Source organism: Crenobacter cavernae, assembly GCF_003355495.1.
In the GTDB taxonomy this organism is placed as follows: domain Bacteria; phylum Pseudomonadota; class Gammaproteobacteria; order Burkholderiales; family Chromobacteriaceae; genus Crenobacter; species Crenobacter cavernae.
On sequence record NZ_CP031337.1, the window covers coordinates 682,866 to 706,018 of the forward strand.

Genomic DNA, 23,153 nt, shown 5'->3' on the forward strand with positions numbered 1-23,153 from the left:
CCTTTTCCGCCGCGTTCAGAATTCGGTCGACTTACTCGCCGGCATGTAGCCGTTGCCCATGTCCTTGGCTTCGGCTTCGCCCGCGATGACCACCAACGCAGCAGCCAGGCGACGCAGGCTGTCCGGGACGATTTCCTGCCCGTTTCCCAGCGGGCTATTGAGCATCACCAGTGGGTGACCGTGCCGGTCGCGGCAAATGGTGTACTTGAGTTCTCGCATCTTCGACGGAGCCAGAGCTGTGCGGATGAAACCGTCAGACATAAACTCCGCCACCAGTTCACCACATGCGGGGCAGTAGCCTTGCTCTTTGTCTTGGCCTCCAGGCACCCCCATTGGATGCTCGGTGACAATGACCTTTGCGTGGCACTTCTTGCATTCGGTCTCGTAACTCATCTCGACTTCTCTCCTGGTTGTGGGCCGGTGGCGTCGGACTGGCTCTCAATAAGGTGCATGTATGACAAGGCCGGTTGACCAGCAGTATGGTCGATGATTGATTCATGGGTGGCGGAAATCACCATTGCGGCAACCTTCTGCGAGGCTACATTAGATACGCCGACTACTGCCTCAATGTAAAAAGGACCGTGGCGGCCTAAGTCCCACCGCATCTCTTCAATACTTTTTTCGAGGACATCTTTGGCAATGCCTTGGTTACGGAAGGGTTCCGCAACTGCGTAGCCAACCTGAAAGCAGGGGATACGATTGTGGTAGCCGCTATGAACATAAACGACGATGGCCTTGACCGTGTCGTTCTCGGTGAGTGCATAGGTAAGACGCTGCTCTCCCTCCGCATCGTCCAGCAGCATCGTCAGATGCTCATAAATCTGGCAGGGCACGGGAGCGATCTTCCCATTCAAATGTGCCTGCTGATAACTGAGCAGGCCAATATGTGGGTCAGCCATTTTTGGCATTGGTTTCTTCCTCATTCTTGAGCCGATCGACCCGCTTTTTCGGCTGCCGGCCGGCGCGGGCACCCGCCTGGGCGCGATGAATTTCCGGGTTAGTGGGTAATGCTGGTTTCAGGCGGGCTGAATGGATAACACTTCTGCTTTTGCCAGTTCGCGTAACGTTCTGGTCAGAACGGTAGCCCATGTCGCCGGCACCATTCATACTCACTGCGGAACGCATCTGCAGTGTTCGCCGCGTGCAGTTCCTGCTCCCAGCTCACCTCGTCGGCCCGGGCCGCTTGAAAGGTAGCCATGCGCTTTTTGCCATCCGCATCGGTCCAGTTGACACCGAACACGAGGTAAAGCGGGCGGCCATGCCTGCGGTTATCAACGCGAAAGTGGCGCGATACGCCATTACGCCACCAGCTCTGCTTGTTCCTCTGCGGCTCGCTACGCATTCGTTCCTTTCCGTTACCTTGATCGGGCTGCTTCCAGGTCGCGGCGGGCCACATCGTTGGCGACCATTGTGTCCGTATATTTGCTCTCCAATTGCGAAATTTTGATGGCCAGCGCGTGCACCAACCCAATCCCCTGCGCGAGTTCTACCTCGGTCGTCGCAGCAGCATAGCGATGCACGGTTTCAAGTTCGGACTTCAGGGAGGCTATGGCCGCTTGGTCCGTCTCTAAATCACGATCCCAGAGTTGCTTAGTTCCAGAATTGAACGCCCCAGCTGCGGCCAGTACGGAGTTGCGTGAAGCGGTCGCGCGGCGGAGAAGGTCCGGGATTTCATCGAGCTGGGAATTCGCGACCACCAGCGCCTTTTCCAGCTTCAACCGCAAATCCAGCGCCTTATGCGTTGCTGCCAGACGTATCGCTTTGCTTCCGGTGATTGCCCCATAGATGCCTGTCACGGTGCCAACTGCACCGGTTATCAAGCCTATGTAGCTCATCCATACGGGTTCAGCCATCATTCCTCCCGTAATCCGTGTCTTCGCGCTTGGCGGTTGAAACAAGCTCCAATAGCCGTGTTTGCTGATAGGTGAGGTTTTTGTCCATTGCAGGTTTCTGATCAACTCAGGTCGTAGTCCCGCTCAAGCGAATTTTCAGCCAGCGGACACTCCCGTAGCGTCTGTAACATGACATGCCCATCCACCACCCTGCGCATCACATTGCGCAGGGCCTCCAGAGAGGCGTCCGTTTGCAGCTCCACTTCAACATCCGGAAACTGGTCATCAGGCTTGGCTTGCAGCGCTGTAATCAGCCCGACTTTCAGGCACTCCTGGTGGAAGCGCTTCACATCTGCCTGGCACTCCGCCCTGAAAGAATAAATTGCCATTTAACTGTCCTTTTCCGGCCCTAGCTGTTAAGCAGTTTTTGCAGTGCTGTACTGGTGGACTGCGCATCCAGGATGGCTTTGTCCTGCTGGCGGAGAGCAACCGCGCATGCTGCCATGTCACCTTTTTCAGAAGCCTCCAGGGCTTTGCGTTGACATTGATTAATTGCCAACAGGTGGACATTCAGAAGGGTTTCAGTCAATTCAATAAGGTCTTGCTTGTTTGCCATGATAATTTTCCGCTGCTTAGAGGGTGTCCGCTGCCGCCCGAGCAGCGTCCAACAAATCGTGCACGATCGCGGCAACCTGTTTGGTGGCAACTTCCTTACTTGGAGTTGGAAATTTGTTCTGAACGGACACGACTCCGGTTACGTCGCCCTCTGCCTCACTCCCCTGGCGCAGCCATTCGGTGACCGTTCGGATAGCATCGTCTCGCCCCATATCCCCAGCAGCGACAAGCGGCGCCGCTGTCCGCGCAATCTGTTTCGCGCAGTCCTCACGGTACTGTTCTTCAGCCTCTTCAACTGCCAGCGTCGATCCGATACCCATTATCGATTCCTATCTTGTCTGATCCCGGCTACCGGCCGGCGCGGGCGCTCTAGGGCGCGATGATGAAAGCTTGCAGATGCCGGCGACCACCGGCATGAACAAGGCTTTTCCGAGTCGGTTATTGAACGATCCAGCGCCCGTTGCGCTTGATCTCATCGTGCATGGCGTCCGGGGCCAGGTCCAGCTCGTCCGGCCAGGTCACTACCCCATCGACCACCTGCACGGCCTCGAACGCCTGCGGGTTGATCAGGTGCGCGAACACGCCCCGGAAGAACGACGGCTTGAACTCCATTTCGCCCTGCACGCCGTCGCGGAACTGGACGAACAGCGTATGCGGCCCGGCCACCTTGACGTTCACCACATCCCATTCCATCACATTACTCCAGCGGTTGAATCGGTTTCGGGTGCTGCATCTGGCGGCACAGCTCCCAATCTTCCAGCAGCTCGGCGCGGTGCGTTTGCGCCCACTCCCGCACCAAGGCGAGCGCCCGGCGCGGCAGTTTGCCTTGGCTAACCTCCAGCGTTTGGATATCAACGACAGCCTTGAATTCGCCGTACTTCACATGGAAGTGGGCCGGTGCGTGGTCATTGAAAAACATCTGGATCAAGATGCCGTAAAAGTGGCTGATGGTCGGCATTTACGTGTCCGCCTATGCGTTAAACATAGCCATATGTATGAACTATAGTTCATACAGGCGCAAGTGTTGTTTTGAACTATTGTTCAAACTATTTTGCCATTGGCAACCCCCGAACAGCATCATCCCAATGCTGATCTCGCTCGGGATTACTGGCGATCTTGCTGATCCAGGTCTCGGATTTTCCCCAGCGGGCGGCCAGCGCTCGCCCCGTCCAGCCGCGTCGTTTGAACTCGGCCTTGAACTCGTCCGGTGTCAGTCGTTTATCAGTAGACATTTGTACCTATACTGCAAATATTTGAATCCAAGTTCAATCATAACGCTGTTTCGTACATAGCGCGAAGCTGTTTTTCTCTACGTGGATATAGGCCGATGTGACCTCGGTATCCTGATGACCTAGGAGAATGGCAACCTGCTCCAGCGTCACGCCGGACTTGAGCAAGGCGCTGGCAAATGAGCGCCTGCCAGCATGGCTGCTGGTCTTTATGCCGGCTGCTCGGTACAAATCGCGGAATCTGGCTTCCAGTGCGTCGGCGGCCCAATAATCGACCTTTCGGCCATCCGGCAGCGTCCGGCGTTTGCGCACCAGCTCGAAGCTACTACCTCGATGCGTGAGCAACAGCTTGGTGCAGGGCATCAGGCCGCGATACTCGGCGTCGCCAAGGGCACACCCAAGTCGATGACTCAGCCGGTACGACAGATAGGTTTCAAGTGCGACGCGGAGCTTCGGACTGGTGAGAAAAATAAGGCGGGCACGGCAGTTCTTTGTGGTCTCGGCGCGCAACTGCACCTCGTCGCGGAGCCTGCCGGTCGGCCATAGCACGTCACGGATTTCAAGGCGGGCAGCCTCCGTGCAACGAATGCCAGTCGCATGAGTTAGAAGGATGGCGAGGCAATCGCGCTCGGGGTGGCGACTGGTTGCCTGGGTGACGGCTAGGACATGGCGAAGCTGTGATGGTTTGAGCGTGGGGGCTCGTTTGATGGCGGGCATGGAACCTCTCTGAAAAGTGCCGGTTTCATTAACGATTCAGAGAGAGTTGCGCGGGGCGTCTTTTTCAAGCGTACCACCGCGCCGTTGTTGATGTCCTCGGAAAATGGTAAGGAGCGGGTGATTGCACTGCCGGACGACAGTTCATTTTCGGTCCGGGCCGGCCAAGAGATCATGCTGATTGGCGTACACAGCCTGCATCTCGAGAAGAACACGGTTTACTACATTGCTCTTGTCAATCACGCTACAGAGAGATGGGTGACGCTAAGCCAACGCGATGTGCTCCGGCGGCTGGCGAGAATCAACAGTGCCGCAGCACAGGGGTTGGTTAACCTGTTTGTCCTTGCCACGCTTGGCGCCGGTGTGATCGTACTCATGCTCATTAACAGGTCGATGCACATTAACTACGCCGCACCGATAAACCAACACGTCCAGCAGATCGCCCAATGGAGCCTCCAACAGACCTAGGCCTCCATACCCAGGCGAAAAGCGGGGTAAGATAGGACTGCTCCTCCAAAATAAGGCATAGCCATGAAAGCTTTGGTGGTCAGCGATCTGCACCTGGAGTTCTCGACACTGGATCTGGATGTTTCTGGCATCGATATCGTTATCCTCGCCGGCGACATCCATCTGGGTACACGTGCTCTTCCCTGGATTCAGGCTCATTGCGCAGACCTGCCGGTGATCTATGTGCCCGGCAACCATGAGTTCTATCGCGGGGAGTATAGCCGCGTGTTGAGTGATCTTAGGGCAGCAGCTGACAAGACGCCGAACGTTCATCTCCTCGACAAAGAGAGCCTTGTCATCGGCGATATCGAGTTCCTGGGGGCCATCTTGTGGACCGATTTTGCCCTCAACGGTGACACGCCTGAAGAGATACGCATCGCAGAATCATTTGCGGCGACTCGCCTGACGGATTTCACGGGAACAATTCGTTTTGAGGAGCACGGCAACTTCCGCCGCTTCCGGCCCAGTGACACGGCCTTGCTACACGCTGAAGCCAAGGCTTGGCTCGCCAGACGCTTGTATGAGCCAAGCGAGAAGAAGCGCGTTGTGATCACACATCACCTACCTTCAGCTCATAGTGTCGCCCCTAGGTTCCAGAACGACCAACTCTCCCCTGCCTTCGCCAGCAGGCTCGACTCGTTGGTGGAACTCGCCGACGTGTGGATTCATGGACATACCCACGACAGCTTCGATTATCAACTCGGGAAATGCCGGGTTGTCTGCAACCCGCGTGGCTACGTGGTTGCAGGCCGACCTCCAGAAAATACATCGTTCACACCAAGACTAATCATCACCCTCTGAACGCTTGAGATACGCAGGGCGCTGTTGCACAAATGCCGGTCAGGGCGCGGAGCCCCTTTCCCGGACGGATTTATGCCACTCGGACGGTGGTCGGCGTGCCCAGATGTGTGAAGCGATTCAGGATCGCCGCCCGCACCTGCAACTCCGCCACCTGACGATCGAAGTCTCTGGCCATCACCCGTTCGCCCAGGAGCTTGAAGCACCGCATCTTGGTTTCGACCAGGCTGCGCCGGTGCTAGCCGCTCCATGTCTTCCAGATCGCCCGACCCAGATGCCGTGTGGTGCGCAGGATCTCGTTACGAGCAACGGCACCCGGTCGATTCTCTTTCCACAGCTTGGCATTCTTGCGGGTCGGTATCACCGCAGCGGCCTGGCGCCGGGTGATCGCCTCATGGCAGCCCTGGGTGTCGTAGGCGCCATCGCCGCTCACGGAAAGCACCGTTTCATCGGACGGGATCTGATCCAGTAACTCGGACAGCATCGGCGCGTCGCCCACCGTGTGGTCGGTGACCTCGATGGCCCGGATCTCCAGCGTCTGCGCATCGATGCCCAGATGGACCTTGCACCACTGGCGGCGGGACTCGGCGCCGTGCTTTTTCGTCTTCCACTCGCCTTCTCCCCGCATCTTGATGCCGGTGCTGTCGATCAGCAGGTACAGCCCCGAACTGGTCGTGCGTGCGGGGATTTGGACCGTCAGGTGCTGCTGCCGGCGACAGAGGGTACTGAAGTTCGGCACGGTCCAGTCCAGACCGGCCAGCTTGATCAGGCTCTCCACCATGCCCGCTGCTTGTCGCAACGCGAGGCCGAAAAGGCATTTGACCGTCAGGCAGAACTGAATGGCCGGATCGCTGAACGTCGGCGTGCGACCCCGTTTTCCGCTTGGGGCGCCCTGCCAGCGCATGCCCTTGTCCAGCCAGATCATCAGCGACCCGCGTGCCTTGAGGGCCGCGTTGTAGGCCTTCCAGTTGGTGGTTTGATACTTGGCGGGAGCGAGTTTGCTCATGCTGCGAGCTTACCTGAAGAGATGCTCAGGCCGCTCTTCGAGCGATTTGCGCAACAAAGCCCAAGTGGACCGGCCGCAGCCAGCAACCGACAAGAGTGACTTTGGCAATGACGGCTCAGCGCTCCGACGCTACAAACGCTGAACGCGGAGGCCAAGCCTCGGCCTGCGCATCGGCCTCCTGCCCCCGATGCCCGACGAGCCACCTGACACCAGCGGCCGAAGAGGCCGCCATGCCAGCCCCCTTCACCTCTTACTCTCACTCACGCGACGATACCGCCATTGAGTTTTACCAAGCAAAACCAACGCTAACCTAACGTCATCCACTCTGGGGGCCGCGCCAGGTCGCATGTGAAATTCCGCCGCCTAATGGCCAATCTGCCTATGGACTCATGAATTCGACATCCCTCGCAAAGCCCTTGCCATTGATACAATCCGCTGCTACAAATTAGTTCATGCAGCCTGGAAAAGTTATATTTTTCAATGTGTTGTTGGTGTATTTTGAAAAATCCCTGATTCGCCACCACCCGATTCGAAAAGCCAGATGCTCGTGCATCTGGCTTTTTCCGTTTCCGGCTGCCATCTTGTCGATCATCGACGAACAGGATCGGAGCCACACCATGAAACTCCCGCTCGCCGCCGCCCTCGACCTCTTGCACGCCGCCGCCTACGGTACCCTCGCCACGCATTCTGTACATCTGCCGGGCTACCCGTTCGCCACCGCGCTGCCCTTCGCACCGGACGAGCACCATTGCCCGCTTTTCCTCGTCAGCGCGTTGGCCGAGCATACCCACAACCTGAACGCCGACCCGCGCGCCAGCCTGCTGCTGGTCGAGCCCGACCTGCCCGACATCCTTGCCGGCGCGCGGCTGACGCTCGTCGGCGACGTGCAGCCGTTCGCGCCGACCGAAGCGCAGATAGCGCGTTACCTGCGCTACCAGCCGGGAGCCGAGCAATATCTTGCGCTCGGCGATTTCACCTTTTTTCGGCTGCAGCCGAAGCGGCTGCGGCTGATCGCCGGCTTCGGCCGCATGGGCTGGATTGAGGCCGACGAGATGCGACGGGCTCTCGCCCTCGCGCCCGACGCGGAAGCGGTGGAACTCGCGGCCTTGCCATCCCTGCCACCGGCGGCCCGCTGGCTGGGCCTCGACGTCTACGGTGCCGACCTGGCACAGGGCAGCCAGCGCCTGCGCCTGTCTTTCGCCGCGCCAGCCGACAGCGCCGACGCGCGCCGCCAGGCGGTCGCCGACGCGCTCGCCGCGCGCTGACTACTCCGTCAAAGGCGAAGGCCGCGCCCGCCCGGTTCGACAGCCGGCGGCCCGCTGCGCTACCATGCCCGCCCTCTGAACCTTGCCCGTATTTTCGATGCCGTCCGCGCCACTTCGCCCCAGCCGTTTTCGCCCGGCGCGGCCCGCCTGATCCGCCATGTCCACCCAGTCACCCCGTTCCGACCCGCGCATCGGCCTGCGCACCATGCAGGAGGCCGACCTCGAAGCCGTTCTCGCCGTCCAGCGCCACTGCTACCGCCCCGAACTGATCGAATCGCGCCACGCGCTCGCGTCGCGCCGCCGTCTCGCGCCCGACACCTGCTGGGTCGCCGAACGCGCCGATACGCTGCTCGGCTATCTGTTCGCCCACCCGTGGGCCGGCGAGAAGCCGCCGGCGCTCGACACGCCTCTGGCCGGCCTACCTGCCGGCGCCGACACGCTGTTCATCCACGACCTCGCGCTGCACCCCGACGCGCGCGGCCACGGCGTCGGCCCCAAGCTGGTCGACGAGGCGTTGAGGGTCGCGCGCGCCCGCGGCCTCGTCTACTCGCGGCTGGTCGCGGTGCAGGGCGCCGACGCGTTCTGGGCGCGCTTCGGCTATCGCGCCTACCGGCTGCCAACGTCCAAACTCGCCTGCTACGGCGATGACGCGCTAGGCATGCAGCGCGCGCTGTAGGCGCGCCGAAGCGACGCGACGAAGGCTCGGCCAACCTTGAACGCGCCGCGCCGCTTGGCCGCGGCGACGTAGCTACCTAATATACGGGAATGCCGCGCGGATACCGCCGGCGCCACCGCCTATGGTAGACTCGCTAACTTGTTATTTTGCCTATGAAAACCCGCCCGACCGTACGCCCCGCCACGGGTCGGCGCCATCGTGGACTTCATGGGCAATGTGAATCGAATCTGGGTGCTGACCGCCGAGGAATACGCGGCCCGGATGCAACAGCTGGAAGCTTCGCCGCAATGAAAAAGGTGTACATCAAGACCTTCGGTTGCCAGATGAACGAGTACGACTCCGACAAGATGGTCGACGTACTCGGCAACGCCGAAGGCATGGTCAAGACCGACACGCCGGAAGACGCCGACGTGATCCTGTTCAATACCTGTAGCGTGCGCGAGAAGGCGCAGGAAAAGGTGTTCTCCGACCTGGGCCGCGTGCGCGAGCTGAAACTCGCCCGCCCCGACCTCGTGATCGGCGTCGGCGGCTGCGTCGCGAGCCAGGAGGGCGAGGCGATCGTCAAGCGCGCGCCCTACGTCGACGTCGTTTTCGGCCCGCAGACGCTGCACCGCCTGCCCGAGATGATCGCCGCCAAGCGCAACACCGGCGCGTCGCAGGTCGACATCTCCTTCCCCGAGATCGAGAAGTTCGACCACATCCCGCCGGCCAAGGTCGACGGCGGCGCCGCCTTCGTGTCGATCATGGAAGGCTGTTCGAAGTACTGCTCGTTCTGCGTGGTGCCGTACACGCGCGGCGAGGAAGTGAGCCGCCCGTTCGACGACGTGCTGACCGAGATCGCCGGCCTCGCCGCGCAGGGCGTGAAGGAAATCACGCTGCTGGGCCAGAACGTCAACGCCTACCGCGGGCTGATGGCCGACGGTGAGATCGCCGACTTCGCGCTGCTGCTCGAATACGTGCACGAGATCCCCGGCGTCGAGCGCATCCGCTTCACCACCAGCCACCCGCGCGAATTCTCGCAGCGCATCATCGACTGCTACGCCCGCCTGCCGAAGCTCGTCTCGCACCTGCACCTGCCGGTGCAGAGCGGCTCCGACCGCGTGCTGATGGCGATGAAGCGCGGCTACACCGGCCTCGAATACAAGTCGATCATCAGGAAGCTCAGGGCGATCCGCCCGGACCTGTGCCTCAGCTCCGACTTCATCATCGGCTTCCCCGGCGAGACCGACGCCGACTTCGAGGCGACGCTGAAACTGGTGAAGGACCTGGAGTTCGACTTCAGCTTCGTGTTCATCTACAGCCCGCGCCCCGGCACGCCGGCGTCCAACCTGCCGGACGATACGCCGCACGAGGAAAAAGTGCGCCGCCTGACCGCGCTGAACGAGGCGATCGAGGCCCGTGGCTTCGCGATCAACCAGGGCATGGTCGGCAGCGTGCAGCAGGTGCTGGTCGAGGGCGTGTCGAAGCGCGACCCGGCCATGCTCGCCGCGCGCACGATGAACAACCGGGTGGTCAACTTCGTCGGCCACCCGCGCCTGATCAACCAGATGATCGAAGTCGTCATCACCGAAGCGCATCCGCACTCGCTGTCGGGCGAGATCCTCACCGTCGAAACCGCCTGACACCCCGCCTCGGCCAACCTTCACACGTTGGCCGAGCCCCAAGGCCCATCCATGCCCCAGACCGAACACCTCGCTTTCAATCCCGTCGACAATGAACGGCTCGCCAACCTGTGCGGCCCGCTCGACGAAAACCTCAGACAGATCGAGACCGCGCTCGACGTGAGCATAGCCCGGCGCGGCGAATCGTTCCGCGTGAAGGGCGACAAGGCGCGCGAGGCGGTCGCCGCGCTGACGCGCTTTTACCTCGCCGCCGAAAAACGCGCGCTCGAGGTCGACGACATCCAGCTCGGCCTCGTCGAAGTGCGCGAACTCGTCCACCACCACGTCGACCCGGCCGAAGATAACGTGCCGGTGCTGCACACGCGCCGCGGCGATCTGCGCGGCCGCACGCCGCGCCAGAACGGCTACATCAAGGCCATCCTCGAGCACGACATCACCTTCGGCATCGGCCCGGCGGGCACCGGAAAGACCTACCTCGCCGTCGCGTGCGCGGTCGACGCGATGGAGCGCGACGCGGTCAAACGCATCGTGCTGGTGCGCCCGGCGGTCGAGGCCGGCGAGAAGCTCGGTTTCCTGCCCGGCGACCTCGCGCAGAAGGTCGACCCCTACCTGCGGCCGCTGTACGACGCGCTGTACGACCTGATGGGCTACGACAAGGTCGCGCGGCTGTTCGAGAAGAACCTGATCGAGATCGCGCCGCTCGCCTACATGCGCGGCCGCACGCTGAATTCGTCGTTCATCATCCTCGACGAGGCGCAGAACACCACGCCCGAACAGATGAAGATGTTCCTCACGCGGATCGGCTTCGGTTCGCGCGCGGTGGTCACCGGCGACATCACGCAGATCGACCTCGCCAAGAGCCAGAAGAGCGGCCTGATCGAGGTGCGCCAGATCCTCAACAATGTGCGCGGCATCCATTTCCACCAATTCCACAGCGACGACGTCGTGCGCCACCCGCTGGTGCAGAAGATCGTCGACGCCTACGAGCAATACCAAGCCAATGAAAAGCGCGAAGCGTAATCCGGCCGGCCTCAGGTTGGCCGAGCGTCTGTCCCTGTCCGTCGACAACCGCAGCGGCGACGCCGCCGTGCCGAGTCGCGCCGACTTCGTGCGCTGGGCGCGCGCGGCGCTGTTGCCGCCGGTCAGGTCGGCCGAGGTGTCGCTGACGCTGGTCGGCGAAGAAGAAGGCCGTACGCTTAACCGCGACTACCGCGGCAAGGATTACGCGACCAACGTGCTGAGTTTCGCGCTGAACGAGGGCGGGGAGCTCGTGCCCGGGCTGCCGCTGGTCGGCGACATCGTGTTCGCGACCGGCGTGGTCGCGCGCGAGGCGGCGGAGCAGGGCAAGACGCTCGCCGCGCACTACGCGCACCTCACTGTGCACGGCATGCTGCACCTGCAAGGCTACGACCATCTCGAAGACGACGACGCCGACGAAATGGAAGCGCTTGAAAGCGCCATTCTCGCCCGGCTAGGATATGCGAATCCCTACGCCGAGGAGGCCGTCTGAACCTGCCCATGGAAGAGCCCAGTAAACCGCGCGGCACCTGGCTGGAGAGGCTGTCCGCTTTCCTGCTGCGCGAACCCGAAGACCGCGAAGAGCTGGTCGAACTGTTGCACGGCGCCTTCGAGCGCCACCTGCTGGACGCCGAAGCGCTCGGCATGATCGAGGGCGTGCTGTCGGTCGGCGAACTGACGGTGCGCGACGTGATGGTGCCGCGCAGCCAGATGGACGTGATCCGCGTCGACGAGGTCGACCGCTTCCTGCCGTTCGTGATCGACACCGCGCACTCGCGCTTCCCGGTCATCGGCAACGACAAGGACGACGTGCTCGGCATCCTGCTGGCCAAGGACCTGCTGCGCTACTTCCACCAGCCTAAGACCTTCGACCTCAAGGCGCACCTGCGTCCGGCGCTGTTCGTGCCCGAGTCGAAGCCGCTGAACATGCTGTTGCGCGACTTTCGCGCGACGCGCAACCACATGGCGCTGGTGGTCGACGAATACGGCGGCATCGCCGGCCTCGTCACCATCGAGGACGTTATCGAGCAGATCGTCGGCGACATCGAGGACGAACACGACCTCGAGGAGGCCGACGACGCCATCGTGCCGGTGCGCGGCAACCGCTTCCGCGTGAAGGCGACCACCGAGATCGCCGACTTCAACGCGCACTTCGGCACCGCGTTCTCCGACGCCGAGGTCGACACCGTCGGCGGCCTGTTGCTCTCCAAACTCTGCCACCTGCCCAAGCGCGGCGAGGTGCTCGACCTCGACGAGCTGCGCATCACCGTGATGCGCGCCGACAGCCGCCGCGTGCACCTCTTGCTGGTCGAACGCGTGCGCGCAGAACCGGACAACAATGCTCAATAAACGCCCGGGCCGCGCCGCCTGGCTCGCCTTCCTCGTCGCGCTCGTCGCCGGCGCACTCACCGTCTTCGCGTTCGCGCCCTACCGCCTATGGTGGCTGATGCCGCTGTTGTTGGCCGCGCTCGGCGTGCTGGTCGAGCGCCGCCCGCAGCAGGGCTTCGCGCTCGGCTACGGCTTCGGCCTCGCCGCGTACACGAGCAACTTCCACTGGATCTACCAGAGCCTGCACAACGTCGCCGGCCTGCCGGCGTTCATCGCCGCGCCGCTGGTGCTGCTGCTGCCCGCCTACCTCGCGCTCTACCCTGGGCTGGTGCTGTGGTGGGTCGGCCGCCTCAAGCCTCGGCCAGGCTTGCGCTGGCTGATCGCCTTCCCGGCGGCGTGGACGCTGACCGAGTGGCTCAGGAGCTGGATGCTGACCGGCTTCCCATGGGGCGCGATCGGCTACAGCCAGATCACCGAGAGCCCGCTGTCGAGCTTCGCGCCGATCGGCGGCATCCATCTGGTGACCTTCGCCGTAGCGCTCACCGCCGGCGCCGTGGTCACCCTCTACCGGCTACGCGGCGCGTGGCTGTTGCTGCCCATCGCGGCGTCGACCGCGCTGTGGTGGGGCGCGGTCGCGCTCAAACCGCTACGCTGGACCGAACCCGCAGGCGCGCCGATCAGCGTCGCACTCGGCCAGGGCAATATCCCGCAGGCGCTGAAGTGGCGGCCCGACGTCTACGAGATGACGCTGGCCCGCTACTACCGCCAGGTCGCGACCACGCGCGCCGACCTGATGATCCTGCCCGAGACCGCGCTGCCCGCCTTCCTCGACGACCTGCCGTCAGGTTATCTCACGATGCTGCTCGGCGACGCGACGCGCAAGAACATGGCGCTCGCGCTCGGCATCCCGCGCCACACGCGCGACGGCGAGGGCTACCTGAACGCGGTCGTCGCACTGACCGAACCGGGCGCGCCGTCGTACGCCAAGGACCACCTGGTGCCGTTCGGCGAGTTCGTGCCGCTGCCGCTCGTCACCGGCTGGATCTACCAGTTCATGGACATGCCGCTGTCGGGCTTCTCGCGCGGCGGCGCCCGGCAGGCACCGATCGCGCTCGCCGGCCAGAAGGTCGCGTTCAACGTCTGCTATGAGGACAGCTTCGGCGAGGAACTGATCGGCCCGGCGAAAAGCGCGACGATGCTCGCCAACGTCAGCAACCTCGCGTGGTTCGGCAAGAGCAACGCGATGAGCCAGCACCTGCAGCTGTCGCAGGCGCGCGCGCTGGAGACCGGCCGGCCGATGCTGCGCGCGACCAACACCGGCATGACTGCGATCATCGGCCCCGACGGCCGCATCGACGCGGTCGCCGCGCCCGACACCGAGCAGGTGCTGACCGGCCAGGTGCAGGGCTACGGTGGCGACACGCCGTATATGCGCGTCGGCAACATGCCGGTGCTGCTCGGCGCCGCGCTCTTGGCGCTGATCGCCGGCCTGATCGGGCGCCGCCGCTAGACCGAGCAGACCAGGCCCCAGACGGGGCTCGGCCAACCTCTCACACGCCTTTCCCAGCACTTGCTTCATAAACCGCGCGCGACCGACGTTGGCCGAGACCCAAGGCAGGCCGGGTCCCGCAGCACCGCCCTGACCGCCTTCGCCCCACGTCCGGAAAAGCTCGGCCAAGCTTGAGCCGGGCGCATGCCGCCCCCAAAGCAAAACGCCGCGCCGGCGGGTTTCCCCGTCGGCGCGGCGTTGCGGCTGGCAATACGCTTACAGCCTGAAGCGCGAGAACTGCTGGCGCAGACTGCCCGCCGCTTCGGCCAGGCCCGTCAAAGTATGATGCGCGCCCTGCAGCGCGCCGTCGCTCTCGATGATGCGGTTGTTGATGCGCTCGGTGCTCTGGGCGATCTGCGTGGTCGCGTTATGCTGCTCGCTGGTCGACAGCGCGATCTCGCTCATCTTTGCGACCACCGCCTCCATCGTCCGGCGGATCTCGCCGATCTGCGCGACTGCCGCCTGCGTCAGCGCGACCCCGCCGTCTACCGAGCCGAGCGCATGCTGCATATTGTCGACCGCCGAGCGCGTCTCGTCGCGGATCGCGCTGACCATGCCCGAGATCTCGACCGTCGCCGCTCCGGTGCGCTCGGCCAACTTCCTGACCTCGTCGGCGACGACGGCGAAACCGCGGCCCTGCTCGCCAGCGCGCGCCGCCTCGATCGCGGCGTTCAGCGCCAACAGATTGGTCTGGTCGGCGATGTCCTTGATCACGTTGGTGATGCCGGAAATCTGCTGCGAGCGGCCGTCGAGCGTCGTCAGCATGCCCGACAGCTCGCGCACCGCGTTCATCGTGCGCTCCATCTCGCGGGTGATGCGTTCCATCGCCTCGGCGCTCTCGCTTGACACCTCGCCGGTGCGCACCACCAGGCCGTCGGCCTCACGCGCCGCGTCGGCGATGTGCGAGATGCTAATGGTGATCTCCTCCAGCGTCGCGGCGTTCGAGCCGGATACGTCGGCGATCTGCCGCGAATCGTCGGCGACGCGTTCGATGGTGGAACCTACCGCCTCGACGCCGCCCGACACGCGGTCGGCCTCGTCGCGCACCGCGCGGAACATCGTGTGCAGGCGCTCGATGAAGGCGTTGAATGCGTGCGCGGTCTCGGCGATCTCGTCTTCGCCGGCCACCTGGATGCGGCGCGTCAGGTCGCCTTCGCCCGCCGAAATCTCCTTCATCGCGTCACGCATGCGGCCGAGGCCCGACAGCATGCGGCCGAGCACGACACCCGCCAGCGGCACCATCGCGAGGAACACGATCAGCGCGGTCGCGAGCACCGTGTAGAGCAACTTGTTGAGCGGGGCAAGCACCTGGTCGCGGTTGACCACCACGCCGAGGTACCAGTCGGTGCCCGGCACGGCGACGAGACGCGTGAAGTAGCCGACGCCGTCACTGTCGACCTCGGCCAACTCGCCGCTGTCGGCCAGCGCACCGACCTTCTCTTCACCCAGCGTCGGAATCTTGTCGGCGATCGGTTTGAGTGTCAGCGACGGGTCGGGGTGCGCGATCACCTTGCCCGACTTCTCGACGAGGAAGGCATAACCGTCGACGTTCAGCTTCACGCCGAGCACCGACTTGACCAGCGCGTCGATGAACACGTCGCCGCCGGCGACGCCGACCAGCTGGCCGTTCGCCATCACCGGCGACACCACGGTCACCACCAGCTTCTTGGTATCGAAGTCGACGTAGGGCTCGGAGATCGCCGGCTTGCCGACCTGCTTCGCCAGCGCGTACCACGGGCGCGCGGTCGGGTCGTAGTCGGGCTTTTGCGGCCGTCCGTCCGAGTACAGCATGCGCTTGTCGGCGTAACCGACGTAGCTGACGTCGAAGCCGCCGGCGCGGTTCAGGTTGTCCAGATACACGAGGGGCTCGGCCAACGTCGCGACCGGCACCGCCGCCTCGACGATGCTGACCTTGCCGCGCGCCCATTCGCCGATCACGTTGCCCTGCCCCGCAACGACGGCCGACAGCTCCTTGGCGATGCCATCCTCGACGCTCTTCTTCATCTGCAGATAGATCAGGCTGGTCAGCACCACGCCGAGCACGCCCAGCATCAGCGCGATCACCAGGATCATTTTGGTGCGTAATGAACGCATGCTATTTCCCCACTGGGCGGCGTGTTATGGGGCAACCCGATCGGCCGCCCAGCGCCCGGGTTGTTGCTTGTTGCTCTAATACGGAATCAGCGTAAGGCCGGGCGGTTGGTCAGCCACACGCCCAGACTGACCAGCGCGCCGCCTATCACCATGCTCCACAGCAGCTCTTCTCCAAACAACAGTACGCCGATCAGCACGGCGAACACCGGGACCAGGTTGGTGAAGACCACGGTGCGCGTCGGGCCGATCGCCTTCACCCCCTCGGCGTACCACAGGAAGGCGACCACGGTGGCGAGCAGCCCCAGGTGCAGCAGGGCCAGCCACATCGCGGGGCCAAGAGTCAGCGTCGCGATCATCCGGCCCTCCCACAGCGCCGGCGGCAACAGCATCAGCGCACCGGCCAGCGCGGCCCAGGTGGTGCTCGCCAGCGGCGAGAAATGTTGAGCGGCGTTACGCCCCAAGAGCGTGTACGCGCTCCACGCCAGCGAACTCCCGAAGACGATCAGCTCTCCGGCGCCGACGTGCGATACGAGTTCATTCAGCTCGCCGCGGCTGATCACCAGCGCCGCGCCGAACAAGGACACCGCGACGCCGCCCCAACGCACAAGGCTCAATCTCTGACCATAGACCGCGGTGGCAGCCAGCGCGACGAGCACCGGGTTCAGCGCGACGATCAGCGCGGCACGGCTGGCCGGCACCCGCTCCAGCCCGAAGAAGAAGCAGATGTTGTAGGCGAACACGCCGGTGAAACCGAGCGCCAGCGCCAGGCGGCCGGCGGCCCCCGTGGGCCGCAGCAGTCGTTCTCGACGCGCGAGGAGAGCCATCAGCGCCGCCGCAGCGAGCGCAAAGCGCCATTCGGCTACCGCCAGCGGCGCCGCGGCCTTCGCGGCGTAGCGACCGATAGGAAAAGTCGCCCCCCAGATCAACGTCGTCAGCACCAGCTTGAGATAGATCAACCCGCCTGCTGTTGGCGTGCGCATAGCAAAGATGAATATTGTATCCGGACGTGCATTGTCGGATCGAAAAAGGGCTCGGCCAACCCCGGTGTTACCCCAAGGTTGGCCGAGCCCCGAAAGCACGCCACAAAAGAAAAAAGCCGGCACGAGGCCGGCTTTTTTCTTCTACAACCGAGGATTACTCGGCCGCGTCGTCCACCAAGACTTCACCTTCCGGACGGTCCACGAGCTCTACCAGAGCCAGCGGGGCGTTGTCGCCCTTGCGGAAACCGTACTTCAGGATGCGCAGGTAGCCGCCGTTGCGCGCTGCAAAGCGCGGGCCCAGAACGTCGAACAGTTTGACCACGATATCGCGATCGCGGGTGCGGTCAAATGCCAGACGACGGTTAGCCAGCGACGGCTTCTTGCCCAGGGTGATGAGCGGCTCAGCCACGCGACGCAGTTCCTTGGCTTTCGGCAGCGTGGTCACGATGGCTTCGTGACGCAGCAGCGAGTTAGCCATGTTACGCAGCATCGCCAGACGGTGGCTGGTCGTACGATTCAGTTTACGATTGCTATAACGATGACGCATTCTAGTGTCCTTTTATCTCAAGCCTTACGGCTTCTCCAGCCCTGCCGGCGGCCAGTTCTCGAGCTTCATGCCGAGCGTCAGGCCCTTGGAGGAGAGAACTTCTTTAATCTCGTTGAGCGACTTGCGACCCAGATTCGGGGTCTTCAAGAGCTCGGTCTCGGTGCGCTGGATCAGATCACCGATGTAATAGATGTTCTCTGCCTTCAGGCAGTTGGCCGAGCGAACCGTCAGTTCAAGATCATCGACCGGGCGCAGCAGAATCGGATCAATCTGAGGCGCCTTTTCCACGACCTCTTCCACCGCCGTTCCTTGCAGATCGGCAAAGATCGACAGTTGATCCACCAGGATACGCGCTGCCATGCGCACAGCTTCTTCCGGCTCGATCACGCCGTTGGTCTCGATGTCGAGAACCAGGCGGTCGAGGTCGGTACGCTGCTCGACGCGGGCGCTTTCGACGCCGAAGCTCACGCGGCTGACCGGCGAGAACGACGCGTCCAGCTGGATGGTGCCGATCGTACGGTTGTCTTCGTGGCTCACGCGCGTCGCTACCGGTTGGTAACCGCGGCCCAGTTCCACTTTGACTTCCATATCGATCTTGCCGCCCGCCGACAGATGGCAGATCACATGATCCGGGTTGATGACTTCAACATCGTGCGGAAGCTCGATATCGCTGGCCAGCACAGCGCCTTCACCTTCCTTTTTCAAGGAAAGGATGACGTTGTCGCGACCATGCAGTTTAAGCACCACGCCCTTGAGGTTGAGGAGGATGTCGACGACATCCTCCCGCACGCCGTCAAGCGCGGAATACTCATGCAAAACGCCAGCGATGGTCACTTCGGTCGGAGCAAAGCCCGGCATCGACGACAGCAAGATACGGCGCAGTGCATTGCCCAGGGTATGGGCGTAGCCACGCTCGAACGGCTCCATCGACACACGAGCGTGCGTCGAGGAAACCGGCTGAACGTCGATCAAACGCGGTTTCAGAAATTCCGAAGCGCTGTTTTGCATAGTGATTCCTTAAAGGCTAGCGATTACTTGGAGTAGAATTCCACAACGAGCTGTTCGTTGATATCGCTAGACAGTTCGGAACGTTCCGGCGCGCTCTTGAACACGCCTTCCATTTTCTTCGAATCCACCGAAACCCAGGACGGGAAACCGGCTTGCTCGGCCAACGCCAGTGCCTCTTGAATGCGCACTTGCTTCTTGGCTTTTTCGCGAACCGTCACCACGTCGCCGGCTTTCACCTGGTAGGACGGGATGTTGACCACGATGCCGTTCACGGTGACGGCCTTGTGGCTCACCAGCTGACGGGCTTCGGCGCGGGTCGAACCCAGGCCGACGCGGTACACCACGTTGTCCAGACGCGACTCAAGGATTTGCAGCAGGTTTTCGCCGGTCGAACCCTTGCGACGAACCGCTTCAGCGAAATATTTGCGGAACTGGCGTTCCAGCACGCCGTAGATACGGCGGACTTTTTGCTTTTCACGCAGCTGGGTGCCGAACTCGGACACGCGCGGTTTTTTCGCACCGTGCTGCCCCGGGGGGGTGTCGAGTTTGCACTTGGAATCCAGTGCGCGACGCGCGCTCTTCAGGAAAAGGTCAGTTCCTTCGCGACGCGCGAGTTTACATTTTGGGCCGATGTAACGTGCCATGTTCTCACACTCTCCGAATTAGATACGACGTTTTTTGGGCGGACGGCAACCGTTGTGCGGCACCGGCGTCACGTCGGAGATGCTGGTGATCTTGAAACCCAGCGAGTTGAGGGCACGCACCGCGGATTCGCGACCCGGGCCAGGGCCCTTGATGCGAACTTCGAGGTTCTTCACACCGTATTCTTGGGCAACTTTACCAGCGTGCTCTGCCGCTACCTGAGCAGCAAAGGGTGTACTCTTGCGCGAGCCTTTGAAACCAGCACCGCCGGAGGTAGCCCAAGAAAGTGCATTCCCTTGACGATCGGTGATGGTGATGATGGTGTTGTTGAACGAAGCGTGCACGTGCACGATACCTTCGCTAACAGACTTGCGCACCTTCTTGCGTACACGGACAGCTGTGTTTGCTTTAGCCATTCTCTGTGTTCCTTAAAATTACTTCTTGCCGGCGATCGCCTTGCGCGGGCCCTTACGGGTACGGGCATTGGTGCGAGTACGCTGGCCGCGGCATGGGAGGCCACGACGATGGCGCATGCCACGGTAGCTGCCCATGTCCATCAAGCGTTTGATGCTCATGGTGATTTCGCGGCGCAGGTCACCTTCAACGGTGAACTTAGCCACTTCCTCACGCAGTGTTTCCATCTCTGCGTCGGACAGATCCTTCACCTTGGTGGAAGGAGTCACGCCGGCCGAAGCGCAAATCGCTTGGGCGCGGGTCAAGCCGATGCCGTAGATGGCCTGCAGGCCGATTACGGCGTGCGCATGGTTGGGGATGTTTACCCCTGCGATACGGGCCATAGTCTTTCCTTAAGACCTCGAAAAGTCGAAGAGTGTACCACGCAACATCGCGGCTAACAAATATTAGCCTTGGCGTTGCTTGTGGCGGGGATCCGTGCAGATCACGCGAACCACGCGATTGCGGCGGATGACTTTGCAATTACGGCAAATTTTCTTTACCGAAGGTTGTACGCGCATTGCAGTTCCTTTCGTACAAAGATCGTATGCGAATCACTTCGCACGGAACACGATACGGGCACGGGACAGATCGTAAGGTGTCAGTTCGACCGTCACTTTGTCACCCGGCAGGATGCGGATATAAAACTTCCGCATCTTCCCGGAAATATGCCCCAATACCACGTGTCCATTCTCAAGCTTGACCTTGAAGGTTGCGTTGGGCAACGACTCCACGATTTCGCCCAATATCTGGATGGTATCTTCTTTAGCCATAACCCAGCGAACTCGGTCACTTAGCGAGTAAACGCGCCACCGTTGCCCTTGAAGTTGGCCTTCTTGAGCAGGCCCTCATACTGGTGCGACAACACGTAGGACTGCACTTGCGTCATGAAGTCCATCGTCACCACCACCATGATCAGCAGCGAAGTCCCGCCGAAATAGAACGGCACGTTCCATTTCAGGATCAGGAATTCCGGCAGCAGGCACACCAGGGTGATGTAGACCGCCCCCACCAGCGTCAGACGCATGATGATCTTCTCGATGTAGCGCGAGGTCTGTTCGCCCGGACGGATGCCCGGGATGAACGCACCGCTCTTCTTCAGGTTATCTGCCGTTTCCTTGGGGTTGAAGACCAAGGCGGTATAGAAGTAGCAGAAGAAGATGATCGCCGCCGCATAGAACAAGATGTAGATCGGTTGACCCGGATGCAGTTTGTCAGCCACACTTTTCAGCCAGCCCATCCCCTCGGTATTCCCAAACCAGCCGAGAACCGTGGCCGGGAACAGGATGATACTCGAGGCGAAGATCGGCGGAATCACGCCGGCCATGTTGAGCTTGAGCGGCAGGTGCGTGCTCTGTCCCTGCATGACACGGTTACCGACCTGGCGCTTGGCGTAGTTCACCAGCACCTTGCGCTGACCACGTTCGACGAAGACGACGAGGTAGGTCACCAAGGCAACGCCGATGAACAGCACAACGGCGAACAGGATAGGCAGCGAACCCTGGCTGGTCAGCGTCAGCGTCTTGCCGATCGCCGACGGCACACCGGCTGCGATACCCGCGCAGATGATCAGCGAAATGCCGTTACCGATCCCGCGCTCGGTAATCTGCTCACCAAGCCACATCAGGAACATCGTACCCGTGACCAGCGTCACGACCGTGGTGAGGTAGAACTCCCACTGTCCGCTCGTCACCAAGTTCGGCTGCTGAAACAACATCACCGCAATACCGAAACTTTGGAAAGTCGCGAGTACTACGGTTGCATACCGAGTGTACTGAGTTATTTTGCGCCGCCCAGCGTCGCCCTCTTTCTTCAACTGCTTCAAGGCCGGAACGGCCTCGGAGGCGAGCTGCAGAATGATGGAGGCCGAGATATACGGCATGATGCCGATGGCAAATACCGTAAATCTCGAAAGGGCGCCCCCGGAAAACATGTTGAACATGTCCAGGAGGCCCGTTTGCGACGTGTGGAACAACTTCGCTAGTTCGGCAGGGTTGATCCCCGGAACCGGAATATGAGCACCGATCCGGTAGACGATCAAAGCACCGATCAGAAACCAGATACGGCTCTTCAGGTCACCATACTTGTTGGCATTGGCCACTAGAGAAGTATTCGCCACAGAGGTGCGCCTTATTCGACGAAGCTGCCACCGGCGGCTTCAATTGCAGCACGGGCACCGGCGGTAGCGGTGATGCCACGCAGTTTCAGCGCACGCTCCACCTTGCCGGACACGATCACCTTGGCAATATCGGCACCGGCCGGCACGACACCGGCTTGCTTCAGCACCAAGAGATCAATTTCGTCGACCGGCAGCAGGTTGAGTTCGGACAGACGCACTTCAGCGGTCTTGCCAGCAGTCAGCGACTTGAAACCACGCTTCGGCAGACGGCGTTGCAGCGGCATCTGACCGCCTTCGAAGCCTACCTTGTGGAAGCCACCAGCGCGGCTCTTCTGACCTTTGTGGCCACGACCGGCAGTCTTGCCGAGGCCGCTACCGATACCACGACCGACGCGACGCTTGGCGTGCGTTGCACCCTCTGCGGGTTTAATGGTGTTCAGCTCCATTTAGCCCTCGCTCTTGAGCAGGTAGCTGATCTTGTTGATCATGCCACGGTTTTCAGGCGTATCGAGCACTTCGACAGTCTGGCGAATCTTCTTCAGACCCAGACCGCGAGCGCACGCTTTGTGGGACTCGAGGCGACCGATCAGGCTCTTCACCAGGGTCACCTTGACAGTCTTTGCATTACTCATGCTCAACTCCCAGGATCTCGTCCACGCTCAAGCCGCGCTTGGCAGCCACTTGACCGGGGGTGTAGATCTTCTGCAGACCGTCCAGCGTGGCGCGAACCACGTTGTACGGGTTGGTCGAACCGTGCACCTTGGCCGAGACGTTACGCACGCCCATGGCTTCGAACACGGCACGCATCGGGCCACCGGCCTTCACGCCGCTACCCTCTTTGGCCGGCTGCATGAACACGGTGGTCGCGCCATGCTTGCCGAACACTGCGTGGTGCAGGGTACCGTTCTTCAGCGGCACCTTCACCAGATTGCGGCGGGCTTGTTCCATTGCTTTTTGCACGGCAACCGGCACTTCTTTCGACTTGCCTTTGCCCATGCCGATGCCGCCATCGCCGTCACCCACCACGGTGAGTGCCGAGAAGGCCATGATCCGGCCGCCCTTCACCACCTTGGTGACGCGGTTGACGCCGATCATCTTCTCGATCAGACCGTCGCCACGATCTTCCATTTCGTGCTTAGCCATTCTTCACT

Annotated in this window: 33 protein-coding genes and 1 pseudogene; 9 read left to right on the top strand and 25 right to left on the bottom strand. The window is 62.0% G+C overall.

Annotated features, from left to right (window positions below; genetic code table 11):
* Positions 1-15 precede the first annotated feature (15 nt).
* The 11 genes from DWG20_RS03265 to DWG20_RS03315 all read right to left on the bottom strand — a co-directional run bounded on the left by DWG20_RS03265 (position 16) and on the right by DWG20_RS03315 (position 4,393).
* Positions 16-393, bottom strand: a complete 378-nt coding sequence (locus DWG20_RS03265; RefSeq protein ID WP_115432462.1) for a hypothetical protein — start codon at positions 391-393, stop codon at positions 16-18.
* Entirely contained in the window at positions 390-908 is a 519-nt protein-coding gene (locus DWG20_RS03270) for a GNAT family N-acetyltransferase (protein WP_147289908.1), read from the bottom strand. The genes DWG20_RS03265 and DWG20_RS03270 overlap by 4 nt, the downstream gene beginning before the upstream one ends.
* Positions 909-1,072: 164 nt before the next feature.
* Positions 1,073-1,342, bottom strand: a complete 270-nt coding sequence (locus DWG20_RS03275; protein WP_115432464.1) for a hypothetical protein — start codon at positions 1,340-1,342, stop codon at positions 1,073-1,075.
* A gap of 13 nt (positions 1,343-1,355) precedes the next feature.
* A complete protein-coding gene (locus DWG20_RS03280) occupies positions 1,356-1,958 on the bottom strand; it encodes a hypothetical protein (protein WP_181880965.1) in 603 nt (200 codons plus the stop codon).
* A complete protein-coding gene (locus tag DWG20_RS03285; RefSeq protein ID WP_115432466.1) occupies positions 1,955-2,221 on the bottom strand; it encodes a hypothetical protein in 267 nt (88 codons plus the stop codon). The genes DWG20_RS03280 and DWG20_RS03285 overlap by 4 nt, the downstream gene beginning before the upstream one ends.
* A gap of 20 nt (positions 2,222-2,241) precedes the next feature.
* Positions 2,242-2,448 (bottom strand): hypothetical protein, encoded by a 207-nt coding sequence (locus DWG20_RS03290; protein WP_115432467.1) that lies wholly within the window; start codon positions 2,446-2,448, stop codon positions 2,242-2,244.
* A 16-nt stretch (positions 2,449-2,464) separates the two neighbouring features.
* Positions 2,465-2,767 (bottom strand): hypothetical protein, encoded by a 303-nt coding sequence (locus DWG20_RS03295; RefSeq protein WP_115432468.1) that lies wholly within the window; start codon positions 2,765-2,767, stop codon positions 2,465-2,467.
* A 118-nt stretch (positions 2,768-2,885) separates the two neighbouring features.
* Positions 2,886-3,140 carry a DUF2442 domain-containing protein gene (locus DWG20_RS03300; protein WP_115432469.1) on the bottom strand — a complete coding sequence of 85 codons (255 nt, stop codon included), beginning with the start codon at positions 3,138-3,140 and terminating at the stop codon, positions 2,886-2,888.
* A 4-nt stretch (positions 3,141-3,144) separates the two neighbouring features.
* A complete protein-coding gene (locus tag DWG20_RS03305) occupies positions 3,145-3,405 on the bottom strand; it encodes a DUF4160 domain-containing protein (RefSeq protein WP_115432470.1) in 261 nt (86 codons plus the stop codon).
* A gap of 88 nt (positions 3,406-3,493) precedes the next feature.
* Entirely contained in the window at positions 3,494-3,679 is a 186-nt protein-coding gene (locus DWG20_RS03310; RefSeq protein WP_115432471.1) for an XRE family transcriptional regulator, read from the bottom strand.
* 33 nt (positions 3,680-3,712) lie between these two features.
* Complete coding sequence (locus DWG20_RS03315) at positions 3,713-4,393, bottom strand: tyrosine-type recombinase/integrase (protein WP_115432472.1); 681 nt, start codon at positions 4,391-4,393, stop codon at positions 3,713-3,715.
* A 90-nt stretch (positions 4,394-4,483) separates the two neighbouring features.
* Here DWG20_RS03315 and DWG20_RS03320 point away from each other — a divergent pair, with 90 nt between their 5' ends.
* Together DWG20_RS03320 and DWG20_RS03325 are read left to right on the top strand one after the other, a co-directional pair.
* A complete protein-coding gene (locus tag DWG20_RS03320) occupies positions 4,484-4,858 on the top strand; it encodes a hypothetical protein (RefSeq protein WP_147289910.1) in 375 nt (124 codons plus the stop codon).
* 63 nt (positions 4,859-4,921) lie between these two features.
* On the top strand, positions 4,922-5,698 hold the full coding sequence (locus DWG20_RS03325) for a metallophosphoesterase (protein WP_115432474.1): 777 nt from the start codon (positions 4,922-4,924) through the stop codon (positions 5,696-5,698).
* 70 nt (positions 5,699-5,768) lie between these two features.
* Here DWG20_RS03325 and DWG20_RS03330 read toward each other — a convergent pair.
* Positions 5,769-6,701, bottom strand: a pseudogene (locus DWG20_RS03330) (IS5 family transposase).
* 617 nt (positions 6,702-7,318) lie between these two features.
* On the opposite strand from DWG20_RS03330, the gene DWG20_RS03335 reads away from it, so the two are divergent.
* From DWG20_RS03335 to lnt, 7 genes are all read left to right on the top strand, one after another.
* Complete coding sequence (locus tag DWG20_RS03335) at positions 7,319-7,966, top strand: HugZ family pyridoxamine 5'-phosphate oxidase (protein ID WP_115432475.1); 648 nt, start codon at positions 7,319-7,321, stop codon at positions 7,964-7,966.
* Between the two features lie 157 nt (positions 7,967-8,123).
* A complete protein-coding gene (locus DWG20_RS03340) occupies positions 8,124-8,642 on the top strand; it encodes a GNAT family N-acetyltransferase (protein ID WP_220272003.1) in 519 nt (172 codons plus the stop codon).
* A gap of 287 nt (positions 8,643-8,929) precedes the next feature.
* A complete protein-coding gene (gene miaB, locus DWG20_RS03345) occupies positions 8,930-10,264 on the top strand; it encodes a tRNA (N6-isopentenyl adenosine(37)-C2)-methylthiotransferase MiaB (RefSeq protein WP_115432476.1) in 1,335 nt (444 codons plus the stop codon).
* A gap of 51 nt (positions 10,265-10,315) precedes the next feature.
* Entirely contained in the window at positions 10,316-11,284 is a 969-nt protein-coding gene (locus tag DWG20_RS03350; protein ID WP_115432477.1) for a PhoH family protein, read from the top strand.
* Positions 11,265-11,774, top strand: a complete 510-nt coding sequence (ybeY, locus tag DWG20_RS03355; RefSeq protein WP_115432478.1) for an rRNA maturation RNase YbeY — start codon at positions 11,265-11,267, stop codon at positions 11,772-11,774. Before DWG20_RS03350 ends, ybeY begins: the two co-directional genes overlap by 20 nt.
* Positions 11,775-11,782: 8 nt before the next feature.
* A complete protein-coding gene (locus DWG20_RS03360) occupies positions 11,783-12,631 on the top strand; it encodes a CorC family transporter (RefSeq protein ID WP_115432479.1) in 849 nt (282 codons plus the stop codon).
* Entirely contained in the window at positions 12,621-14,120 is a 1,500-nt protein-coding gene (gene lnt / locus DWG20_RS03365) for an apolipoprotein N-acyltransferase (protein WP_115432480.1), read from the top strand. Before DWG20_RS03360 ends, lnt begins: the two co-directional genes overlap by 11 nt.
* 255 nt (positions 14,121-14,375) lie before the next feature.
* On the opposite strand, the gene DWG20_RS03370 is transcribed toward lnt, so the two are convergent.
* The 13 genes from DWG20_RS03370 to rpsE form a co-directional block, all read right to left on the bottom strand.
* Positions 14,376-16,253, bottom strand: a complete 1,878-nt coding sequence (locus DWG20_RS03370) for a methyl-accepting chemotaxis protein (protein ID WP_115432481.1) — start codon at positions 16,251-16,253, stop codon at positions 14,376-14,378.
* Positions 16,254-16,339: 86 nt separating this feature from the next.
* Positions 16,340-17,209 (bottom strand): DMT family transporter, encoded by an 870-nt coding sequence (locus DWG20_RS03375; RefSeq protein WP_220272004.1) that lies wholly within the window; start codon positions 17,207-17,209, stop codon positions 16,340-16,342.
* Positions 17,210-17,387: 178 nt separating this feature from the next.
* Positions 17,388-17,780 carry a 50S ribosomal protein L17 gene (rplQ, locus tag DWG20_RS03380; RefSeq protein ID WP_115432483.1) on the bottom strand — a complete coding sequence of 131 codons (393 nt, stop codon included), beginning with the start codon at positions 17,778-17,780 and terminating at the stop codon, positions 17,388-17,390.
* Positions 17,781-17,804: 24 nt separating this feature from the next.
* Positions 17,805-18,788: a DNA-directed RNA polymerase subunit alpha gene (locus DWG20_RS03385; protein WP_115432484.1), complete on the bottom strand. Its 984-nt coding sequence runs from the start codon at positions 18,786-18,788 to the stop codon at positions 17,805-17,807.
* A 23-nt stretch (positions 18,789-18,811) separates the two neighbouring features.
* On the bottom strand, positions 18,812-19,432 hold the full coding sequence (gene rpsD, locus DWG20_RS03390) for a 30S ribosomal protein S4 (RefSeq protein WP_115432485.1): 621 nt from the start codon (positions 19,430-19,432) through the stop codon (positions 18,812-18,814).
* Positions 19,433-19,450: 18 nt separating this feature from the next.
* Positions 19,451-19,846: a 30S ribosomal protein S11 gene (gene rpsK / locus DWG20_RS03395; RefSeq protein WP_011137709.1), complete on the bottom strand. Its 396-nt coding sequence runs from the start codon at positions 19,844-19,846 to the stop codon at positions 19,451-19,453.
* Between the two features lie 18 nt (positions 19,847-19,864).
* On the bottom strand, positions 19,865-20,227 hold the full coding sequence (gene rpsM, locus DWG20_RS03400) for a 30S ribosomal protein S13 (RefSeq protein WP_115432486.1): 363 nt from the start codon (positions 20,225-20,227) through the stop codon (positions 19,865-19,867).
* Between the two features lie 63 nt (positions 20,228-20,290).
* Positions 20,291-20,404, bottom strand: coding sequence for a 50S ribosomal protein L36 (gene rpmJ, locus DWG20_RS03405; protein WP_049259016.1), 114 nt, complete (start codon positions 20,402-20,404; stop codon positions 20,291-20,293).
* Positions 20,405-20,437: 33 nt separating this feature from the next.
* A complete protein-coding gene (gene infA / locus DWG20_RS03410; RefSeq protein ID WP_115432487.1) occupies positions 20,438-20,656 on the bottom strand; it encodes a translation initiation factor IF-1 in 219 nt (72 codons plus the stop codon).
* 20 nt (positions 20,657-20,676) lie between these two features.
* Entirely contained in the window at positions 20,677-22,002 is a 1,326-nt protein-coding gene (secY, locus tag DWG20_RS03415) for a preprotein translocase subunit SecY (protein WP_115432488.1), read from the bottom strand.
* 11 nt (positions 22,003-22,013) lie between these two features.
* Complete coding sequence (gene rplO / locus DWG20_RS03420; RefSeq protein WP_115432489.1) at positions 22,014-22,448, bottom strand: 50S ribosomal protein L15; 435 nt, start codon at positions 22,446-22,448, stop codon at positions 22,014-22,016.
* Positions 22,449-22,634: a 50S ribosomal protein L30 gene (gene rpmD / locus DWG20_RS03425; protein ID WP_115432490.1), complete on the bottom strand. Its 186-nt coding sequence runs from the start codon at positions 22,632-22,634 to the stop codon at positions 22,449-22,451.
* Positions 22,627-23,145, bottom strand: coding sequence for a 30S ribosomal protein S5 (rpsE, locus tag DWG20_RS03430; RefSeq protein ID WP_115432491.1), 519 nt, complete (start codon positions 23,143-23,145; stop codon positions 22,627-22,629). The genes rpmD and rpsE overlap by 8 nt, the downstream gene beginning before the upstream one ends.
* Positions 23,146-23,153: the final 8 nt, after the last annotated feature.

Bases quoted from the DNA above. Each gene is read 5' to 3' on its own strand.
- rpmD (WP_115432490.1), bottom strand. From the start codon at position 22,634: ATGAGTAATGCAAAGACTGTCAAGGTGACCCTGGTGAAGAGCCTGATC.
- DWG20_RS03370 (WP_115432481.1), bottom strand. From the start codon at position 16,253: ATGCGTTCATTACGCACCAAAATGATCCTGGTGATCGCGCTGATGCTG.
- rpmJ (WP_049259016.1), bottom strand. From the start codon at position 20,404: ATGCGCGTACAACCTTCGGTAAAGAAAATTTGCCGTAATTGCAAAGTC.
- miaB (WP_115432476.1), top strand. From the start codon at position 8,930: ATGAAAAAGGTGTACATCAAGACCTTCGGTTGCCAGATGAACGAGTAC.
- DWG20_RS03385 (WP_115432484.1), bottom strand. From the start codon at position 18,788: ATGCAAAACAGCGCTTCGGAATTTCTGAAACCGCGTTTGATCGACGTT.
- DWG20_RS03285 (WP_115432466.1), bottom strand. From the start codon at position 2,221: ATGGCAATTTATTCTTTCAGGGCGGAGTGCCAGGCAGATGTGAAGCGC.
- infA (WP_115432487.1), bottom strand. From the start codon at position 20,656: ATGGCTAAAGAAGATACCATCCAGATATTGGGCGAAATCGTGGAGTCG.
- rpsD (WP_115432485.1), bottom strand. From the start codon at position 19,432: ATGGCACGTTACATCGGCCCAAAATGTAAACTCGCGCGTCGCGAAGGA.
- rpsM (WP_115432486.1), bottom strand. From the start codon at position 20,227: ATGGCCCGTATCGCAGGGGTAAACATCCCCAACCATGCGCACGCCGTA.
- DWG20_RS03350 (WP_115432477.1), top strand. From the start codon at position 10,316: ATGCCCCAGACCGAACACCTCGCTTTCAATCCCGTCGACAATGAACGG.
- lnt (WP_115432480.1), top strand. From the start codon at position 12,621: ATGCTCAATAAACGCCCGGGCCGCGCCGCCTGGCTCGCCTTCCTCGTC.
- DWG20_RS03335 (WP_115432475.1), top strand. From the start codon at position 7,319: ATGAAACTCCCGCTCGCCGCCGCCCTCGACCTCTTGCACGCCGCCGCC.
- rpsE (WP_115432491.1), bottom strand. From the start codon at position 23,145: ATGGCTAAGCACGAAATGGAAGATCGTGGCGACGGTCTGATCGAGAAG.
- DWG20_RS03315 (WP_115432472.1), bottom strand. From the start codon at position 4,393: ATGCCCGCCATCAAACGAGCCCCCACGCTCAAACCATCACAGCTTCGC.
- DWG20_RS03300 (WP_115432469.1), bottom strand. From the start codon at position 3,140: ATGGAATGGGATGTGGTGAACGTCAAGGTGGCCGGGCCGCATACGCTG.
- DWG20_RS03320 (WP_147289910.1), top strand. From the start codon at position 4,484: ATGTCCTCGGAAAATGGTAAGGAGCGGGTGATTGCACTGCCGGACGAC.
- rplO (WP_115432489.1), bottom strand. From the start codon at position 22,448: ATGGAGCTGAACACCATTAAACCCGCAGAGGGTGCAACGCACGCCAAG.
- DWG20_RS03360 (WP_115432479.1), top strand. From the start codon at position 11,783: ATGGAAGAGCCCAGTAAACCGCGCGGCACCTGGCTGGAGAGGCTGTCC.
- DWG20_RS03325 (WP_115432474.1), top strand. From the start codon at position 4,922: ATGAAAGCTTTGGTGGTCAGCGATCTGCACCTGGAGTTCTCGACACTG.
- DWG20_RS03340 (WP_220272003.1), top strand. From the start codon at position 8,124: ATGTCCACCCAGTCACCCCGTTCCGACCCGCGCATCGGCCTGCGCACC.
- DWG20_RS03295 (WP_115432468.1), bottom strand. From the start codon at position 2,767: ATGGGTATCGGATCGACGCTGGCAGTTGAAGAGGCTGAAGAACAGTAC.
- ybeY (WP_115432478.1), top strand. From the start codon at position 11,265: ATGAAAAGCGCGAAGCGTAATCCGGCCGGCCTCAGGTTGGCCGAGCGT.
- DWG20_RS03270 (WP_147289908.1), bottom strand. From the start codon at position 908: ATGCCAAAAATGGCTGACCCACATATTGGCCTGCTCAGTTATCAGCAG.
- DWG20_RS03275 (WP_115432464.1), bottom strand. From the start codon at position 1,342: ATGCGTAGCGAGCCGCAGAGGAACAAGCAGAGCTGGTGGCGTAATGGC.
- DWG20_RS03265 (WP_115432462.1), bottom strand. From the start codon at position 393: ATGAGTTACGAGACCGAATGCAAGAAGTGCCACGCAAAGGTCATTGTC.
- DWG20_RS03290 (WP_115432467.1), bottom strand. From the start codon at position 2,448: ATGGCAAACAAGCAAGACCTTATTGAATTGACTGAAACCCTTCTGAAT.
- DWG20_RS03305 (WP_115432470.1), bottom strand. From the start codon at position 3,405: ATGCCGACCATCAGCCACTTTTACGGCATCTTGATCCAGATGTTTTTC.
- DWG20_RS03310 (WP_115432471.1), bottom strand. From the start codon at position 3,679: ATGTCTACTGATAAACGACTGACACCGGACGAGTTCAAGGCCGAGTTC.
- rpsK (WP_011137709.1), bottom strand. From the start codon at position 19,846: ATGGCTAAAGCAAACACAGCTGTCCGTGTACGCAAGAAGGTGCGCAAG.
- rplQ (WP_115432483.1), bottom strand. From the start codon at position 17,780: ATGCGTCATCGTTATAGCAATCGTAAACTGAATCGTACGACCAGCCAC.